Annotated in this window: 19 protein-coding genes; 15 read left to right on the forward strand and 4 right to left on the reverse strand. The window is 65.5% G+C overall.

The genetic code is table 11. From position 1 onward, the window contains the following. Positions 1-9: 9 nt before the first annotated feature. The 12 genes from BMZ97_RS18570 (at position 10) to BMZ97_RS18625 (ending at position 9,742) form a co-directional block, all read left to right on the forward strand. The gene (locus BMZ97_RS18570; protein ID WP_092172820.1) at positions 10-762 is read left to right on the forward strand and encodes a COG4280 domain-containing protein; all 753 of its coding nucleotides are present in this window, start codon (positions 10-12) and stop codon (positions 760-762) included. Then, on the forward strand, positions 759-968 hold the full coding sequence (locus tag BMZ97_RS18575; protein WP_092172823.1) for a hypothetical protein: 210 nt from the start codon (positions 759-761) through the stop codon (positions 966-968). The genes BMZ97_RS18570 and BMZ97_RS18575 overlap by 4 nt, the downstream gene beginning before the upstream one ends. A gap of 222 nt (positions 969-1,190) precedes the next feature. After that, entirely contained in the window at positions 1,191-1,325 is a 135-nt protein-coding gene (gene rpmH / locus BMZ97_RS18580; RefSeq protein WP_067253664.1) for a 50S ribosomal protein L34, read from the forward strand. A gap of 55 nt (positions 1,326-1,380) precedes the next feature. Beyond that, entirely contained in the window at positions 1,381-1,824 is a 444-nt protein-coding gene (rnpA, locus tag BMZ97_RS18585) for a ribonuclease P protein component (RefSeq protein ID WP_092172827.1), read from the forward strand. A 38-nt stretch (positions 1,825-1,862) separates the two neighbouring features. After that, positions 1,863-3,749: a membrane protein insertase YidC gene (yidC, locus tag BMZ97_RS18590; protein WP_092173313.1), complete on the forward strand. Its 1,887-nt coding sequence runs from the start codon at positions 1,863-1,865 to the stop codon at positions 3,747-3,749. Positions 3,750-3,827: 78 nt separating this feature from the next. Then, on the forward strand, positions 3,828-4,460 hold the full coding sequence (locus BMZ97_RS18595) for a CatB-related O-acetyltransferase (protein ID WP_092172830.1): 633 nt from the start codon (positions 3,828-3,830) through the stop codon (positions 4,458-4,460). 26 nt (positions 4,461-4,486) lie between these two features. Then, positions 4,487-5,152 (forward strand): ribosome biogenesis GTP-binding protein YihA/YsxC, encoded by a 666-nt coding sequence (gene yihA / locus BMZ97_RS18600; RefSeq protein WP_069689186.1) that lies wholly within the window; start codon positions 4,487-4,489, stop codon positions 5,150-5,152. Between the two features lie 84 nt (positions 5,153-5,236). Continuing rightward, the gene (locus BMZ97_RS18605) at positions 5,237-5,995 is read left to right on the forward strand and encodes an AAA family ATPase (RefSeq protein WP_092172833.1); all 759 of its coding nucleotides are present in this window, start codon (positions 5,237-5,239) and stop codon (positions 5,993-5,995) included. 3 nt (positions 5,996-5,998) lie between these two features. Next, entirely contained in the window at positions 5,999-6,367 is a 369-nt protein-coding gene (locus tag BMZ97_RS18610; RefSeq protein WP_092172836.1) for a DUF423 domain-containing protein, read from the forward strand. A 91-nt stretch (positions 6,368-6,458) separates the two neighbouring features. After that, complete coding sequence (argB, locus tag BMZ97_RS18615; protein WP_092172839.1) at positions 6,459-7,355, forward strand: acetylglutamate kinase; 897 nt, start codon at positions 6,459-6,461, stop codon at positions 7,353-7,355. A 333-nt stretch (positions 7,356-7,688) separates the two neighbouring features. Continuing rightward, positions 7,689-8,429, forward strand: a complete 741-nt coding sequence (locus tag BMZ97_RS18620; RefSeq protein ID WP_092172842.1) for a pyrimidine 5'-nucleotidase — start codon at positions 7,689-7,691, stop codon at positions 8,427-8,429. A 116-nt stretch (positions 8,430-8,545) separates the two neighbouring features. Then, positions 8,546-9,742, forward strand: a complete 1,197-nt coding sequence (locus BMZ97_RS18625) for an O-succinylhomoserine sulfhydrylase (protein ID WP_092172845.1) — start codon at positions 8,546-8,548, stop codon at positions 9,740-9,742. A 97-nt stretch (positions 9,743-9,839) separates the two neighbouring features. On the opposite strand, the gene hemA is transcribed toward BMZ97_RS18625, so the two are convergent. From hemA to BMZ97_RS18640, 3 genes are all read right to left on the reverse strand, one after another. Then, on the reverse strand, positions 9,840-11,051 hold the full coding sequence (hemA, locus tag BMZ97_RS18630) for a 5-aminolevulinate synthase (RefSeq protein ID WP_092172848.1): 1,212 nt from the start codon (positions 11,049-11,051) through the stop codon (positions 9,840-9,842). A 90-nt stretch (positions 11,052-11,141) separates the two neighbouring features. After that, a complete protein-coding gene (locus BMZ97_RS18635; RefSeq protein WP_092172850.1) occupies positions 11,142-12,401 on the reverse strand; it encodes an allantoate amidohydrolase in 1,260 nt (419 codons plus the stop codon). Positions 12,402-12,411: 10 nt separating this feature from the next. Further along, complete coding sequence (locus BMZ97_RS18640; RefSeq protein WP_092172852.1) at positions 12,412-13,158, reverse strand: SDR family NAD(P)-dependent oxidoreductase; 747 nt, start codon at positions 13,156-13,158, stop codon at positions 12,412-12,414. A 664-nt stretch (positions 13,159-13,822) separates the two neighbouring features. On the opposite strand from BMZ97_RS18640, the gene BMZ97_RS18645 reads away from it, so the two are divergent. After that, positions 13,823-14,629 carry a WecB/TagA/CpsF family glycosyltransferase gene (locus tag BMZ97_RS18645; RefSeq protein ID WP_244546487.1) on the forward strand — a complete coding sequence of 269 codons (807 nt, stop codon included), beginning with the start codon at positions 13,823-13,825 and terminating at the stop codon, positions 14,627-14,629. Positions 14,630-14,644: 15 nt separating this feature from the next. On the opposite strand, the gene BMZ97_RS18650 is transcribed toward BMZ97_RS18645, so the two are convergent. Next, positions 14,645-15,691 (reverse strand): AbrB family transcriptional regulator, encoded by a 1,047-nt coding sequence (locus tag BMZ97_RS18650; RefSeq protein WP_244546488.1) that lies wholly within the window; start codon positions 15,689-15,691, stop codon positions 14,645-14,647. A gap of 383 nt (positions 15,692-16,074) precedes the next feature. Between BMZ97_RS18650 and BMZ97_RS18655 the strand changes: the two genes are divergently transcribed. Together BMZ97_RS18655 and BMZ97_RS18660 are read left to right on the forward strand one after the other, a co-directional pair. Beyond that, positions 16,075-17,169 carry a DMT family transporter gene (locus BMZ97_RS18655; RefSeq protein ID WP_175525616.1) on the forward strand — a complete coding sequence of 365 codons (1,095 nt, stop codon included), beginning with the start codon at positions 16,075-16,077 and terminating at the stop codon, positions 17,167-17,169. 144 nt (positions 17,170-17,313) lie between these two features. Further along, on the forward strand, positions 17,314-18,249 hold the full coding sequence (locus tag BMZ97_RS18660) for an acetamidase/formamidase family protein (protein WP_092172860.1): 936 nt from the start codon (positions 17,314-17,316) through the stop codon (positions 18,247-18,249). Positions 18,250-18,401 lie beyond the last annotated feature (152 nt).

Genomic DNA, 18,401 nt, shown 5'->3' on the forward strand with positions numbered 1-18,401 from the left:
GCCTGGCCGATGACCTGGACGACAGCCGCCCCCGCCATATCCGCCGCCTTCCTCGCCTCGCTCGTCGAGGTGGTCGAGGCCTTCACCATCGTGCTTGCGGTGGGAACCGTACGCGGCTGGCGGCCGGCCCTGATCGGAACCGCCTGCGCGCTTGCCGCGCTCGCTCTGCTGGTGCTGGTCCTCGGCCCCGTGCTCGGCAGCATCCCGCTGCAAGGGCTGCAGCTCTTCATCGGCGTCCTGCTGCTGCTGTTCGGATTGCGCTGGCTGCGCAAGGCCATCCTGCGTTCCGCCGGCTTCATCCCGCTGCATGACGAGCTCGCAGCCTTTGCGAAGGAGACGAATGCGCTCACCGCTGCGGCAAAGCGCGAGCGCGAAGCCCGGCATCTCGACTGGATGGCCGGCCTCACCGCCTTCAAGGCCGTGATGATCGAAGGCATCGAGGTCGTGTTCGTGGTCATCGCCGTCGGGGCCGGGCGCGACCTGATCTGGCCGGCGAGCCTGGGGGCGCTTGCCGCCTGCCTGCTCGTGCTGATCCTCGGCGCCATCGTTCACAAGCCGCTGGCGCGCGTGCCCGAGAACACGCTCAAATTCGGCGTCGGCGTGATGCTCTCCGCCTTCGGCGTCTACTGGACGGGCGAGGGGCTTGGCGCGACCTGGCCTGGGCACGATCTTGCCATCCTGGGCCTCGCCGCCATCTTCCTTGGCGTTGGCCTCGGCCTTGCCGCCCTCATCCGCCAGACTGCCCCGGAGATCGCCCGATGAACGCCCTTCGCCTGATCGCGCGCGAGATCACCGGTCTGTTCGTCGATGACGAGCGCCTCGCTGTGTCCATCCTCGCCGTCGTCGGCCTCTGCGCGTTCGTCGCCTTCGGCCTCCCCGGCCAGCCCTTGCTGGTGGAGGCCCTGCTGACGTTCGGCTGCCTTGGCGTCCTTGTTGTCAGCGTCAGGCAAGGCGCCGCGAGGAAATGATCGCCCAGCCCTTCGCCAAGGACGAAGGGTCGCAGGCCGGCGCGCTCGAACCGGACATTCGGCCGGGCATTCGGCATTGACTTGGACGGAGCCATCCGCCATAAGCCCGCCACTTGCGCAGCCTTGTAGGCGGCGCAGAACCTTTTGCATGACAGGCTCGCATGGTCACGCTTCCCGAGGGAAGCCGCGACCGCCGGGCTGACAAGGCCCCGGAGACGGATCGTGAAGAGAACTTATCAACCCAGCAAGCTGGTTCGCAAGCGCCGCCACGGCTACCGCGCCCGCATGGCGACTGCCGGCGGCCGCAAGGTCATCGCAGCCCGCCGCGCCCACGGCCGCAAGAAGCTTTCGGCCTGAGCTGCCGGCGCGTGAGCCTCGCGCGCCGTCTTGTCTGGAAGACTGGCCAATCGCCATGCGCCTCGCCCGTCTGACCCAACGCAAGCAATTCCTGGCGGCGGCCGAACACGGCCGCCGTTTTCGTTCGTCGGTGCTCACGGTGCAGGTGCGCGACGCTGCCGAGGAGGTGGGTCGCGACGGCTTGCGCCTCGGGCTGACCGCCTCGCGCAAGGTCGGCAATGCCGTCAAGCGCAACCGCATCCGCCGCCGTCTGCGCGCCGCCGCCGCGCTCGCGCTCGGCGCCCAGGCCGGGCGGGCCTGCGATGTCGTGATCATCGCGCGCACTGAAACGCTGAGCGCCGGTTTCGAGGCCCTGGTCGCCGATCTCTCGATCGCGCTCGACCGCGCCCGGCCGGCCAAGCCCCGTCCGGCCAAGCCCATTGCGGCCGGATCCGGCCGCAAGCCCCCGCAAGACCAGCGACGCGCGCCCGATAGCGGCAGCGCGACCGCCAAACCTTAAGCCCCGTCGGGCGTCAGCGAGATTTGTTTCCGATCATGATGAAAGAAGACAACCGCAACCTGCTTCTGGCGATCGCGCTCTCCGTGGTCGTGCTGCTCGGCTGGCAGTTCTTCTACGGCGTGCCGCAGATGGAGAAGCAGAAGCAGATCGCGCAGCAGAACCAGCAGGCGCAATCCACGCCCGCGGGTTCGCCCGCCACGACGCCTGCCCCCTCGACCGTGCCCGGCCAGCCTGCCGGCACGGCTGCCCCCGCGGCCCTGCCCGCGACACTGGCCTCCGAGACCCGCGAGCAGGCGCTCGCCCGCAGCCCGCGCGTGCGCATCGAGACGGCCAAGATCGCCGGTTCGATCGCGCTCACCGGCGCGCGCATCGACGACGTCTCGCTCAAGGCCTATCGCGAGACGGTCGATCCCAACAGCGCCATCATCATCCTGCTCTCGCCGCTTGGCGGGCCCAATGCCTATTATTCCGATTTCGGCTGGGTGGCTGCTCCCGGCGCGCCCGTGTCGCTGCCCAACGCCTCGACCCTCTGGAGCGCGGATGGGCCGGTGCTGCGTTCCGGCACGCCGCTGACGCTGTCCTGGGACAATGGCCAGGGCCTGCTGTTCAAGCGCGTCATCACCATCGACGACAACGCCATGTTCACGATCAACGATCAGGTCGAGAACAAGGGCGGCGCGCCCGTCTCGCTTTTCCCCTATGGCCAGGTCGTGCGCCAGGGCAAGCCGGTGACGCTCGGCTACTACGTCCTGCATGAGGGCCTGATCGGCAATCTCGGCGAGCAGGGCCTGCAGGAATACACCTACGACAAGATCGACAAGGAGCCGCTGCTCTCGCCCGGCGCCAATGGCAAGGTCTGGAAGGACGCCGTCGGCGGCTTTGTCGGCATCACCGACAAATATTGGGCCGCGGCGGTCGCCCCCGACCAGGCGCGCAAATATGAAGGCCGCTACTCCTCGGTCCAGACCGGGTCGCAGCGCACCTATCAGGCCGATTTCCTCGGCGAGGCCGTCACTGTTGCGCCGGGCGCGAGCGCGGCGAGCCAGGCGCATCTCTTCGCCGGTGCCAAGGAAGTCGCGGCGGTCGACGGCTACGAGAAGAACCTCGGCATCAAGCGTTTCGAACTGCTGATCGACTGGGGCTGGTTCTACTTCATCACCAAGCCGATGTTTTTCGTGATGGACTGGATCTACAAGCATGTCGGCAATTTCGGCATCGCGATCCTGGGCGTCACGCTGCTGCTGAAGGGCCTGTTCTTCCCGCTCGCGAGCAAATCCTACGCCTCGATGGCGAAGATGAAGGCTGTGCAGCCGGAGATGGTCGCAATCCGCGAGCGCTATGCGGACGACAAGATGAAGCAGCAGCAGGCGCTGATGGAGCTGTACAAGACGCAGAAGATCAACCCGATCGCCGGCTGCTGGCCGGTGCTGCTGCAGATCCCGGTGTTCTTCTCGCTCTACAAGATCCTGTTCATCACCATCGAGATGCGGCATGCGCCGTTCTTCGGCTGGATCAAGGATCTGGCCGCGCCGGATCCGACCTCGATCGTCAACCTGTTCGGACTCCTGCCCTTCGCCTCGCCGACCTTCCTGCATATCGGCGCCTGGCCGATCTTCATGGGCATCACGATGTTCATCCAGATGAAGATGAACCCGGAGCCGCCGGACCCGGTGCAGAAGATGATGTTCACCTGGATGCCGGTGTTCTTCACCTTCCTGCTCGGCTCGTTCCCGGCCGGCCTGGTGATCTACTGGAGCTGGAACAACCTGCTCTCGGTGACCCAGCAGGGCTACATCATGAAAAAGAACGGCGCCAAGATCGAGCTGTTCGACAACGTCAAGGGCCTGTTCGGCAAGAAGCCGCCAGCGGCGGCAGCCACCGCGATCGCGGCTCCCACCAAGCCGGCCAACAGCAACAAGAAGTAAGGCAGTCGGCAATGGGCAGTCGGCAGTAGGGAAAAATCGACTGCCGACTGCCCAAGCCCGACTGCCTGGCGAAGCCAAATGCCCCTCCCCGATCCCCTGACCCGACATCCCATTCCCGGCTGGAAGGGAACGGCCTTTCTCAAGGCGATCGTCGACAATCCGCTGATCGAGGTCGGCGACTACAGCTATTACGACGACTCGCGCGGGCCCGAGCATTTCGTCGCGCGCTGCGTGCGCTATCATTTCGACTTCATCGGCGACCGCCTGATCATCGGCAAATTCGTCGCCATCGCCCAGGCCGCGCAGTTCATCATGAACGGCGCCAACCATCCGATGGGCGGCTTCTCGACCTTTCCCTTCGGCATGTTCGGCTTCGAGAACGCGCCTGGCTATACCCGTGAAAACACCGGTTTTCGCGGCGACACCGTCATCGGCAACGACGTCTGGATCGGCCGCGAGGCTGTGATCATGCCCGGCGTCACGGTCGGCGACGGCGCCATCATCGGCACGCGGGCGCAGGTCGCGCGCGACGTGCCGCCCTATGCCGTCGTGGTCGGCAATCCCGGGCGCGTCGTGAAGATGCGCTTCGCGCCCGAGATTGTGGCGCAGTTGCTTTCCATCCGCTGGTGGGACTGGGAGCCTGAGACAATCGCGCGCAATATCGGCGTCATCGCCTCGGCTGACATCGACGCGCTGCGCGCGGCCGTGTAGGCAAGGACGATGAGTAGACAAGCACGATGACGACGAGCCTGACCACGCCTTATGGCGACGATGAGATCGAAAGCGCGCGCAAGCTGTTCGAGGGCCCCTGGGACTTTGTCTGGGCCTCGACCCATGTCGACGACCTGCCGCCCATGGTCGGCCAGGAGATCGCCTTCGCCGGGCGCTCGAATGTCGGCAAGTCGAGCCTGATCAACGCGGTCACCCGCCGCAACGCGCTGGCACGGACCTCGCATACGCCCGGCCGCACCCAGCAGCTCAATTTCTTCCGCCAGGTCGGCGCCGATGAGCGCCTGACCATCGTCGACATGCCGGGCTATGGCTATGCCGCCGTCGGCCGGGCCAAGGTCGCGGCCTGGACCAATCTGATCCATGAATATCTGCGCGGGCGCTCCAACCTGATGCGCGTCTATGTGCTGATCGACGCCCGGCACGGCATCAAGGATGTCGACGGCGCGGTGCTGGAGACGCTCGACAAGGCCGCCGTCTCCTACCAGGTCGTGCTGACCAAGGGCGACGCGCTCAAGAAGGCCGACCAGCAGTTCATGATCGAGGCGACCTATGACGAGATCAAGCGCCGCCCGGCCGCCTTCCCCGAGGTGCTGCTGACCTCCAGCGAGAGCGGTCTCGGCATCCCGGAATTGCGGGCGGCCGTGGGCCGCGTGCTGGCGGAGCGGGAATAGACCGCGCGAGCAGCGGTCGGACATCGACATGACGCCATCGACGCGCTTCTCGAGGATGCGCGCCAACCGCCAGTGAGGCCCAGGATGAGAGCTCGCCCGACTCGCTTGCCGCCTCCTTACCTCAAACGCATCTGGATCGATGAAAGCGCGGTGGAAGACCCGACCGCATATCCGTTCTGCCTGCCATTTTTGAAGACCGACTTCGAACTTACCTTCGACAAGGCGATTACGATCATTGTAGGCGAGAATGGCACCGGAAAATCGACCTTGCTCGAGGGCGTGGCGGCGCTCGCCGGTTACGACGGAGCCGGCGGTGGCAAAGGCTACCGGCCAGTCAACCATTCGCAAGCCACAGAGGTCATGGGCGGCGAGCTTGCCTCGGCTTTGAAAGCAAGCTGGCTACCGAAGATCACCGACGGCTGGTTCTTTCGAGCCGAGAGCTTTTTCTCGGTTGCCCGCTATCTCGATGAGGCTGCCCGGTCCTCGGGGTATCTTGCGCCTGACTTCCTTTCGCACTCGCATGGCGAGGGCTTTCTGCGCTTTTTCGAGGAACGTTGCCAAAAGCAAGGCCTCTTCATCTTCGACGAACCGGAATCCGCTCTGTCGCCTGCGCGCCAGATTGAGTTCCTGAAATTGCTGCGCCGCATGGATCGAGCCGGGCATTGCCAGGTGATCATGGCGACGCATTCGCCCATGCTCATGGCCTATCCGGGAGCGCGCCTGCTCAGACTGACAAAATACGGCTTCGATCCCGTTAGGGTTCAAGACACGGACCATTTCAAGATCCTGCGCGAACTGTGCGCGGATCCGGATGTCTTTGTGGAAACGATGATTGAGGACTGAGAGATGACCGCCACAAAGATTCACCTCACCCTCGCCGCCCTGATGGGCCTTGCCGGCGTGGCATTGCTGGCAGCTGCTGCCCATGTCACCGGCACGCAGAATGTTGGGACCGCCGGACAGATCCTGCTCTTCCACGCCCCTGCCGTGTTCGGCGCAACCGCAGCCCGCAAGGCCGGTTTCCTGACCGATTTCGTGGCGCGCCTGGCGATCTCTGGGCTGATCCTGGGCGCGGCCTTGTTCGCGGCCGACCTGACGCGGCGGGGCTTTTTCAACGAGGGCCTGTTCCCGCGCGCCGCGCCGATCGGCGGCTGGTTCATGTTCGGTGGCTGGCTCGGGCTGGCCGTGGCCGCAGCACTTGCGCCACGCAATTGAGACCGTCGAAAACCGGTTTCCACTTTTCCGCATGATGCTCTAGAAGGCGCACCGGCGCGGCTGTCTTGCGCGCGCTTGCGGAGCCTGTCCGATGATCAACCCCGCCCTTCTGACACCGTCGCAATCGGCCGACCTGCTGGTCGTCGCACTGCCGCATATGCAGCGCTACGACCAAGAGGTCGTCGTGATCAAATATGGCGGAAACGCCATGGGCGACGCCGCGACGGCGGAGGATTTCGCCGAGGACATCGTGCTGCTGGAGCAGTCGGGCGTGAAGCCCGTGGTCTGCCATGGCGGCGGGCCGCAGATCGCGCGCATGCTGACCAAGCTCGGCATCAAGTCGGAATTCAAGCAGGGCCTGCGCGTCACCGACCAGGCGACGGTCGAGATCGTCGAGATGGTCCTGGCCGGTTCGGTCAACAAGGAGATCGTCGGCTACATCTCGCGCGAGGGCGGCAAGGCGATCGGGCTGTGCGGCAAGGACGGCAACATGGTCACCGCCCGCAAGGTGACGCGCACCATCGTCGATCCGGATTCGAAGATCGAGGAAGTCCTCGATCTCGGCTTCGTCGGCGAACCCGACAAGGTCGACACCACGGTGCTCGACGCCGTGCTGAAGGCCGAACTCATCCCCGTGCTCGCGCCGGTCTGCTCGGCGGCCGACGGCCAGACCTATAATGTCAACGCCGACACCTTCGCTGGCGCGATCGCGGGCGCGCTCAACGCCAAGCGCCTGCTGCTGTTGACCGACGTGCCTGGCGTCCTGAACAAGGACAAGGAGCTCATCCCGGAGCTGACGGTGGAGGAATGCCGCAGGTTGATCGCCGACGGCACGATCTCGGGCGGCATGATCCCGAAGATCGAGACCTGCATCTACGCGCTGGAAAAAGGCGTCGAGGCGGTCGTGATCCTCGACGGCAAGGTGCCGCATGCGGCGCTGATCGAGCTCTTCACCGATACCGGCTCGGGCACGATCATCCGGCGGTGAGCTCTGCTTCATAGGGCGCGGGGAACCCTCTCCAATCCAAGTCGGATGTTTCCGACTTGGATCACGGTTTATGCCAATCTCGGGCAAGCCCGAGATTGGTGGGAGAGGGCAGGGTGAGGGCCGGACGCTGCAGGATGAGGCTGGCGATATCCGCTGCGCCAGTTCGGGTGTAGGGAGCCCTAACTATTTCGGGCCTGCCCTCACCCCTACCCATCTCCCACACGGGAGAGGGGATCCCGCGGGTCGCTCGGCAGAGCCGTTGCAGCCCGGTCGAAATAACTTCGCAAGAGTCTTGCATGTCATGATGACGTCGCCACATGACATGCCCCAGCCATGAACCAGAACACGACATTCACCGCCGCGACCCCGCTCCCCCCCGAGCCGCAGGCCTTCGCGCATGTCGACCACTGGGTCTTCGACCTCGACAACACGCTGTATTCGCACGAAGCGAAGGTCTGGCCGCAGGTCAACGAGCGGATCACGTTGTTCCTGCTCGAACTCTTCGGCCTCGACGGCCTGTCGTCGCATGCGCTGCGCCGCTACTATTACGAGCGCTACGGCACGACCCTGAAGGGGCTGATGGAGGAGCATGACGTCGATCCTGACGACTTCCTTGATTTCGCCCACCAGATCGACCTGACCCTGCTCGATCCCGATCCGGCGCTGGGGGATGCGATCGCGGCCTTGCCCGGGCGCAAGCTGATCTTGACCAACGGCTCGCGCGGCCATGCCGAGAACGTCGCCGGCAAGCTTGGCATCCTGCATCATTTCGAGGACATCTTCGATATCGTCCAGGCCGGCTTCCTGCCCAAGCCCGAGCGGGCGACCTATGAGAACTTCCTCGCCAAGCATGCGGTTGACCCCGGGCGGGCCGCGATGTTCGAGGATATCGAGAAGAACCTCATCGTTCCCAGCGCGCTGGGCATGAAGACCGTGCTGATCATTCCGCGCACGCCCGATCCTTTCCGCGAGGTCTGGGAGCAGACCGCAATCGAGGCGGGACATGTGCACTATGTCACGGACGACCTGACCCGCTTCCTTGTGCCGCTGGGGAGACCCCGCCAGGCCGGCTGAAGCGCTGACTCGGACGCAGTCACGTTCCCCTCAGAGGAAAAATCGTTCGTCTTTACGAACGATCGCGAAGCTGATATTCCCCGTATCCGTTATAACGAACGGTCGGAGTGTCGGTGATGTCAGGTTCAGAAGGCGGTGCGGCGAGCCTGCACCCCGAAACGCGGCTGGTCCATGCCGGCACCTTGCGCTCGCAGTTCGGCGAGACCTCCGAGGCGCTGTTCCTGACGCAGGGTCATGTCTATGACAGCGCGGAGCAATGCGAGGCGCGCTTCCTGAACAAGGATCCGGGCTTCCAATATGCCCGCTTCTCCAATCCGACCGTGACCATGCTGGAGCAGCGCATGGCCGCTTTTGAAGGCGCCGAGGCCTGCCGCGCCACCGCGACAGGCATGGCTGCGGTCACCGCCGCGGTGATGGGGCTCGTGCGCGCCGGTGACCATGTCGTGGCGGCGCAGGCGCTGTTTGGCTCTTGTCGTTATGTCGTCGAGGAGCATCTGCCACGTTACGGCGTCGCCTCGACGCTGGTGAATGGGCCCGACATCGAGGCCTGGCGCAAGGCGGTCAGGCCCAACACCAAGGTGTTCTTCCTCGAGAGTCCGTCCAATCCGACGCTGGAGGTGATCGACATCGCGGCTGTGGCCGCGATCGCCAAGGAAGTCGGCGCCAGGCTCGTCGTCGACAACGTCTTCGCGACGCCGCTCTTCCAGCGGCCGCTGGAGCTGGGCGCGGACATCGTGGTCTATTCCGCCACCAAGCATATCGACGGCCAGGGACGCTGTCTCGGCGGGCTGCTGCTCGCCTCCGAAGAGCTCATCCAGACCGAGATCCAGACCTATCTGCGCCAGACCGGCCCGGCGATGTCGCCCTTCAACGCCTGGGTGATGCTGAAGGCGCTGGAGACCCTGCCGCTGCGTGTGCGGAGGCAGGCGCAGAGCGCGGCTGTCATCGCCGACTGGCTGGCCGGCCAGGAGAAGCTGTCCAAGGTCATCTTCCCCGGCCACAAGAACCATCCCCAGGCCGCGACCATCGCCAAGCAGATGAGCGGCCCCTCGACGCTGATCGCCTTCGAGGTCGCCAGCGGCAAGGACGCGGCCTTCCGCCTGCTCAATGCGATGAAGCTGATCCGCATCTCCAACAATCTCGGCGACGCCAAGAGCCTGATCGTCCATCCCGCCACGACGACGCATCAACGCTTCACGCCCGAGGTGCGGGCGTCGATGGGTGTGACCGATGGGATGATCCGGCTCTCGATCGGGCTCGAGCATCCCGACGACCTGATCGCGGATATCAAGCAGGCGCTGGCGACGGTCTGAGGCCAATCTCGTCATTGCGAGCGTAGCGAAGCAATCCAGAGGCGGCAGCGCTCTACGCCTCCTGGATTGCTTCGCTACGCTCGCAATGACGTTGAGCTCACGCCGCGCGCTTCAACCCGACCTGGCTCCAGATCGCCGTTAACGCACCGACAAGATGGTCGATATCGGCATCGGAATGCATCGGCGAGGGCGTGATGCGCAGGCGCTCCGTGCCGCGCGGCACGGTCGGGTAATTGATCGGCTGGACATAGACGTCGAAGCGCTCGAGCAATTCGTCGCTGATCCGCTTGCACAGCACGGCGTCGCCCACCATCACCGGCACGATATGGCTGGGATTGGGCAGATGCGGGATGCCGACAGTGTCGAGCCGGGCGCGCAGCGCGGCGACGCGGTCCTGCTGGCCCTGGCGCTCGGCCTGGCTCCGCTTGAGGTGGCGGATCGACGCCAGCGCACCGGCCGCCAATGCCGGCGGCAATGAGGTCGAGAAGATGAAGCCCGAGGCGAAGCTGCGGATGAAGTCGCAGGTCGCGGCGGAAGCGGCGATATAGCCGCCCATGATGCCGAACCCCTTGGCAAGCGTGCCCTCGATCACGGTCAGGCGATGGCTCAAGCTCTCACGCTCGCTGACGCCGCCGCCGCGCGGGCCATAGAGCCCGACCGCGTGGACCTCGTCGATATAGGTCATGGCGCCGAACTCGTCGGCGATGTCGCAGAAGGCGGCGATGGGCGCGATGTCGCCATCCATCGAATAGACCGACTCGAAGGCGATCAGCTTGGGCCGACCAGGGTCGATCGTCTTCAGCTTGCGGCGCAGATCCTCGGGATCGTTATGGGCGAAGACGTGCTTCTCGGCGCGCGAATGGCGGATGCCCTCGATCATCGAGGCGTGGTTCAGCGCGTCGGTAAGGACCACGCAACCGGGAATGCGCGAGGCGAGCGTCGAGAGCGAAGCCCAGTTCGACATATAGCCGGAGTTGAACAGCAGGGCCGATTCCTTGCCGTGCAGATCGGCAAGCTCGCGCTCCAGCAGCACATGATGGTGGTTGGTGCCGGCGATGTTGCGCGTGCCGCCGGCGCCCGCGCCGCAGCCATCGAGCGCGCCATGCATCGCGGCGAGCACATCGGGATGCTGGCCCATGCCGAGATAGTCGTTCGAGCACCAGACGGTGACGTCGCGCGGGCCCTGCGCGCCGTGATAGGTCGCGCGCGGAAAATGGCCGGCATGGCGTTCGAGATCGGCGAAGACCCGGTAGCGGCCTTCCCTGTGGAGCCCGTCGAGCTCCGCGCGGAAGAAGTTCTCGTAGTCCATCGGAAGCCTCCTGACGGCCTACCTCCTACGCAAACCGGCGCAAGCGGGAAATGGCACGCGGTGTCGCGGGGGAAATGCCCCGATCGCGCCTCAAGCCTCCCGGCGCGCGAGATCCAGCAGCGTCTCCAATAGCACACGGATCGCGATACCGGCATCGGCCTCGGTCATGTTCTCCAGCGGCGAATGGCTGATGCCCTTCTCGTTGCGGACGAACAGCATCGCAGCCGGGCAGAGTTTCGCCATCGTCATGGCGTCATGACCGGCCCCAGATGGCAACCGTCGTGCGTTCAGATTCGCGCCCGTGCGGGCAATGCCTGCCGCAAATGCCTCCTGCAGCCTCTCGTCCATCGGCACGGCCTCGGCCTTGGCGTAGGGCGTCAGCGTCATCGTCACGCCCCGGCGCGCCGCGATCTCGGCGAAGCGGGCGCAGATATCGGCCTCCATGGCCGCGAGCGTCTCGTTCGAGGGGCTGCGGAAATCGATCGTGAAATCGACGGCTCCGGGAACGACATTGGTGGCGCCGGGGTCGGGCCGCAATGCGCCCACCGTGCCGACCGCCTGGTCATGGGCGGCGGCGATCGCTTCCAGCGCCAGCACCATCTCGGCGCTGGCGGCAAGCGCGTCCTTGCGCAGGCTCATCGGCACCGTGCCGGCATGGCCGGCCTCGCCGGTGACGCGGATGCGCGCGCGGCTTTGCGCGTTGATCGCGGTGACGATGCCGACCGCCTCGTTCTGCGCCTCGAGCACCGGGCCCTGCTCGATATGGACCTCGAGATAGGCCTTCACCGAGCCGGGCTTGCGAGCCAGTTTGGCGACGGCGGAGGGATCGCCGCCGAAGGCGACGAGCGCGTCGGCGAGCCGCGTTCCATCGGAATCGCGCGCCTCGAGCGAGGCTGGATCATGATCGCCGGCGAGCGCCGAAGAGGTCGAGAGATGGGTGGGGAAGCGGACATTCTCTTCATCGCCGAAGGCCACGACCTCCAGCGCGAAGGGCAGGACGACGCCTGCATCCCGCAAGGCCTGCGCCGCCAGGATGCCGGCGACGACGCCGAGATTGCCGTCGAAGCGCCCGCCATCCTTCACCGTGTCGATATGCGAGCCGATCATCACCGCCGGCAGGCCGGGCGTCGCGCCCTCGCGCCGGCCCTGCACGGAGCCGGCGGCGTCGATGAAGGCGGTCAGCCCGGCCACCTCCATGGCGCCCTTGGTCCACTCGGCCGCCTGCCTGTGCGCCGGCGAGAGATAAAGCCGCGTCAGCTTGCCCGGCTCATCGGTGAAACGGTTGAGGCCGGCAAGCGCAGCGAAGGCGCGCGCGCCGAGCACGGCGGCGGAGGGAAGCATCTGAGTCATGTCATCAAGCTTAGTAAGTCGCCCGGCCGCCCGAAAGGTCGAAAACGCCGCCGGTGGTGAAGCTGTTCTCGGCCGAGGCGAGGAAGGCGACCATCGAGGCGACCTCGTCGGGCAGCAGGAAGCGCCCGCGCGGGATCTTGGCGAGCATGTAGCCGATATGCTCCTCGCTCATCTGGTCGAAGATGCGGGTGCGGGCAGCGGCCGGGGTGATGCAGTTCACCGCGATGTCCTGCGTCGCCAATTCCTTGCCGAGCGACTTCGTCAGCGCGATCACCGCCGCCTTCGAGGCGGAATAGGCCGAGGCGTTGGGATTGCCTTCCTTGCCGGCGATCGAGGCGACCAGGACGAGGCGGCCGTAATTGCGTTTGATCATCCCCGGGATCACCGCCTGGCAGCAATGCAGCGTGCCGTCGACATTGAGGCGCATGACCCGCGCCCATTCCTCCAGCGGGTATTCCCAGGTCTTGAGGTTGGGGCCGGCGATGCCGGCGCTGGTGACGAGGATGTCGACGCTGCCATGTCTGGCCTCGAGCGCGTCGCTCGCTGCCTTCACGGCGGCCGCATCCGTCACGTCGATGGCGAGGCCCGTCGCCTCGCTGCCGATCTCGGTCGCGGCCTTGCGCGCGAGATCGCCATCGAGATCCCAGATCGCGACCTTGGCGCCGCTGGCGGCGAAACGCTCGGCGACGGCGCGGCCGATGCCCTGGGCTCCGCCGGTGACGATGGCGACGCGGTTCTTTAAATCGATTTGATTCATCTTCGGCCCCTGGCTCGGTGGTGCCGCAACCTAGAGCAGGATGCGAAAAAGTGGGAACCGGTTTTTCGCATTGATCCCGCTCTCGCTCTTAGACGAGAGCCATCCGGCTCGCCTGCATGACTGCCGCGGCTTGTGAACCCGTCCCGACGTAAGGACCCGCGCGCAGGAGGTGCGGGTTCGGCAGCAACAGGGACGGCGGTTGGAACAGATGCGTTCTCGAGCGAAGCAGGTCGCGTGACGAAGATGCGTCAAAACAAAAGGGCTGGTGTTGAGCGATCCGATTGGATCGGAAACGGCTCGAGAGGAGCGAGCCGGGAACGCGCCGCCAGCTGCGGCACGTTCAGCTGGGCCGCGTTAAGATTGGATACCAACTGATAGATTTCAGTAACCATACCAGCAATCGCCGAGCGGCCAGGCCGCCGTGCCAAACTGAAGCGCACAACTCGGAAAGGTTAGGTTTTTCAACGCCTAGTTGTAATCACGTGAGTAACGTAGCGACAACGTGCCGGATCGAAACAGAACTTCGATTTGCGGCGCTTTTCAATTAACCCGGACGCTACAATTGCAGGAAGAAGCCGTTCACCCTCCCGCTGGGTTCAACTTGACCCATCGCCCCCATCGGCGCTGACGTAAGCTCCAGTTCCATCGAGCAAGACGTGAACCCGTGTCCGCCACCCTGTCCCTCCATCTCGCGACCCAAGCGGACGCTCCGGCCAAGCCGGGCTTCGCCACGCGCGATATCGGCGGCATCGGGATCGCGGTGCTGACGCGCCCCGCTGCGCTTGCGGAAGTCGACGACGCGATGGTCAACCAGCGGCATCTCAAACTTGCCTTCTGCAACGCCAATCTCGTCAACCTGGCGGCGCATGACGAGGCGCTGCGCCGCGATTTGGCCGGCTTCCTGGTCCTCGCCGACGGGATCGGCGTCGATCTCGGCGGTTGGCTGCTGCATGGCACCGGCTTCCCGGCCAATCTCAACGGCACGGACTTCATCCCCGGCTTGCTCGCGACGGGAAAGCGGCGTCTGCGCGTCGCCCTGCTCGGCGGGCGCCCCGGAATCGCCGCTCGCGCCTCCGTGCGCCTGTCCCTGCAATATCCCGAGCATCGCTTCAGCGTGCTCAGCCATGGCTATTTCGCTCCCAGCGAGGAGGCCGCGCTACTGGCGAAGCTGGAGGCCACGCCGCCGGATCTGCTTCTGGTCGCCTTGGGCAATCCACGGCAGGAACGCTGGATCTCGCAGAAGCTGGGACCGCAGCATTGTTCGGTCGCGGCCGGTGTCGGCGCCCTGTTCGATTTCCTGGCCGGCGAGGTTCCGCGCGCACCCGAGGCGTTCCGCCAATTGAGGCTGGAATGGCTCTTCCGACTCTGGCTGGAACCCAGCCGGCTCTGGCGCCGTTATGTGCTCGGCAATCCGGTCTTTGTCCTGCGCATGCTGCGTGCCCGGTTGTTCGAGCGTCGATCCCCGCGATGAAACCGTAGCTATTCGCTACTCGCCATTGGCCATTCGCCCATCAGCCGTTTTGCGTTGTCCGATGATGACGCCGAAGAGCGGGCCGGCGCAGACCATCACCAGGAAGACGCGGATGATGTGGTGAGCTGCCACGAAGGCGACCTCGGTGTGCAGCGCCAGCGCGATCAGGCTCATCTCGGCGAGACCACCCGGCGAATAGGCCAGGATCAACGGCACATGGCCGTGGACCGAGACCAGTGCGACCAGCCAGGCGAAGCTCAAGGTCAGCGCCAGCAGGAGCACCGTCGAGCCGACCGAGAGCATGAGCACGCGCAGGATGATGCGCGGCGGCGTGCCGACGAAACGGCAGCCGATGGTGACGCCGAGCACGAGCTGTGCCGCATTGACGATCTCGAAAGGCGGAACCGCGTTGCTCAGCCCCGCCAGATGCACCGCGGCGCTGACCAGCATCGGCCCAAGCAGGAATTTCGCCGGCAATCTCAGCCAGTGCCCGACGACGATGCCGGCGAGCCCGCAAGCGAGCAAGGTGATTTCGGCGAAAAGCGGCGTCTGCTGGAATGACGGCCCCGCGACCCGCGTGCCGCCGAGCGGAACGCCGCCGATCCACTGCACGATGAAGGGCAGCGTCATCACCACCAGCAGGATGCGGGCGGAGTGGATCAGCGCGATGATGCGGGCGTCGCCGCCTTTTTCCTCACCGACCGTGACCATTTCGACCAGGCCGCCCGGCATGCCGGCGAAGAAAGCGGTGACCGGGTCGAACCCCGCGAATTTGCGGAAATAGCCGACGCAGGCAAAGCCGCAGGCGCACATGAACAGGACGAGGCCGGCGATGGTCGGCAGCCAGTTGGGGATCTGGCCGATCACCTCCGGCTTGAAGCCGGCGCCGAGCATGACGCCGATCACCATCGTCATCGGCGGTCGGATCACCGGCGGCGCGGCGACGGGCACACGCAGCAGGGCCGCGATCGTGCAAAACACCATCGAGCCCAGCATCCAGGGCAGCGGTAACCGCCCCTGCACGAAGAGCCAGCCGCCGACACCGCCAAGGACCAGCGCCAACGCGAAACGCCGATAAGGCAAGCGCCCCGGCGCGAGCGCGCGAAGCCCTCCCGACAGACTCGACAGCAGATCCCTCATACGTCCGACTTGAACCCTGGCAAGACGTGAACCTCGGCAAGCGTGATGCAGGCGCACGCCCGCGGAAGATGGAGGCCTCCTACACGCCTTTGCATGGGCGCAACAGACCGGGGCCGGAATGCCATCCTTGCCGCCGCCATCCTTGCCGCCGCCATCCTTGCCGCCGCCACGCATCGGCCGGCTCGCCGCGGACAACCCAGGCATGTGTCCGGGCCTCTGGCGGAAGATGCCCGTTTCATCAATGGTTTCGCATCGGGGATGGAAACTGAGCCGCGCGCTAAAAAGTGCGGCCGATGGTTCGGGCGATGAGCGAAGAGCGACTAACCGGGCGGCAGGGCCGTTCGGGTTTCGATGACGACGCCGTAGACGCCTCGTTCCGTCCGTTGCATGCCGACGAGCCGCCGCCTCCGGAGGCGGCTCCACCCATCGTTCTCAGCTCGATATCCAAAGTCGCGGCGCCCGCGCGGCGCGGCTGGATCGCCCGACTGCGACATGGCTTCGCCCATCGCTGGCTCACTGCGAGCCCCAATCTGCGCGGCTCGGTCTATATGCTGTCCTCGCTCTTGGTTTACGCGGTCATGGTCGGCGCGATGAAGCATGTCGGGGCCGCGATCCCGCTGATCGAGATCCTGATGATCCGCCAGATCATCATGAGCCTGGTCATCGTCGCGATCGCGGGCTCGGCGCTGCCGATGCTGATGCGAACGACACGGCCCGGGCTTCAGATCACGCGTGGCCTCATCACGCTCGCCTCGATGCTGTGCGGCTTCTCGGCAGTCATCCATATTCCGCTGGCGCAAGCGACCGCGATCGGCTTCAGCCAGGTCTTCTTCGTCACCATCGCCGCCGTGCTCGTGCTGAAGGAAAAGGTGGATTCGCGGCGCTGGATCGCCACCATTATCGGCTTCGCCGGTGTGATGATCATGCTCGATCCTTCCGCAGGCAGGCTCAACATCTATGCCTTGGCCTCGGTCGCCGGCGCGCTGTTCGGCGCCGGCGTCACCGTCAGCGTGCGCATGCTGGCGGCGACCGAGCGCACCGAGACCATCCTGCTCTATCAGGGCGTCGTGCTGATGGCGGTGCTGGCCGCGCCGTGCTGGTGGTTCTGGACGCAGCCGAGCCCGGAGCAATGGTTCTGGCTCGTCGTGCTCAGCCTGTTCGGCACCGCGGGACAATGGCTGCTCACGCGGGCCTATCAGGTCGGCGAGGCGGCCGCGCTCGCGCCGCTCGACTTCACCCGGCTGATCCTGTCCTGCTTCACCGGCTTCGTGTTCTTCGCCGAAATCCCGGCATTGACCACCGGGATCGGCGCCGCCATCGTCATCGGCGCGACGCTCTACACCATCCGGAAGAACGCAAGAGCAGGACGCGAAAAAGTGGGCACCGGTTTTTCGCATTGATCCTGCTCTCGCTCTTGGATGAGAGACGGATTCAGATTTCATATGGGATCACTCCGTGATTCCATATGAAATCATCCGGCTCTAGCCGACGCGGGCTCCTAGCCCCGGCCTCTGACCTGAAACCTCCCCTTGGAAAGGCCGCCCGTGACCCATCATCTGCTCGAGGCCGGCCTTTCGACCTGCCATTGGGGCTTCTTCGACGCCGCGCTCAAGCCCGTGCTGGCGATCGAGAGCGGTGACAGCGTCACGATCCGCACCGTCACCGGTCCGGCGGAGGCGCAGCCGAAATCCGGCTTCCATGTCCTGCCCGAAATCCACGAGATCCATGCCAAGGCCGACCGCTCGGTGCCCGGCCATATCCTGACCGGGCCGGTCGCGGTGAAGGGCGCCAGGCCCGGCCAGGTGCTGGAGGTGCGCATCCGCGAGGTGAAGCTGCGCACCGACTGGGGCTACACCATGATCAAGCCGCTCTCGGGCACGCTGCCCGACGAGTTCGACACGCATAAATTGATCCATATCGGGCTCGATGCGAAAACCAATCTGGCGCATCTGCCCTGGGGCATGGAGCTGCCGCTCGCTCCCTTCTTCGGCGTGATGGGCACGGCGCCGCCGGCGCATTGGGGCCGGTTGACCTCGCTCATACCGCGCGCCTTCGGCGGCAATCTCGACAATAAGGAGCTGGTCGCGGGCTCGACGCTCTATCTGCCTGTTTTCGTCGAGGGCGGGCTGTTCTCCTGCGGCGACGGCCATGGCGCGCAGGGCGATGGCGAGGTCTGCGTCACCGCGATCGAGACCGCGCTCGAAGGCACCTTCGAGTTCATTCTGCGCGAGGACCTCTCCTTCACGACGCCCCGCGCGGAGACGCCGACCCACCACATCACCATGGGCATCGATCCCGACCTGGACATCTGCGCCCAGAAGGCGCTGCGCGAGATGATCGCGCTGATCGTCGGGCGCACGAAACTCGCGCGCGAAGAGGCCTATATGCTGTGCAGCCTCGCCGCCGATCTGCGCGTGACCCAGACGGTCAACGGCTCCAAGGGCGTGCATTGTATGCTGGCGAAGAGCCTGGTGGCGTGAGCCGGCTCGTCATTGCGAGCGTGAGCTGAAGCAATCCAGGGGGATGTCGAGCGCTACGGCTCTGGATTGCTTCGTCGCTGCGCTCCTCGCAATGACGGGGTCGGCGGATTGCCTCTCGCGGCCCCGAGCGGCTATGAATCGATGCACGCGAC

This window comes from Allobosea sp. OK403, assembly GCF_900113835.1.
GTDB lineage: Bacteria > Pseudomonadota > Alphaproteobacteria > Rhizobiales > Beijerinckiaceae > Allobosea.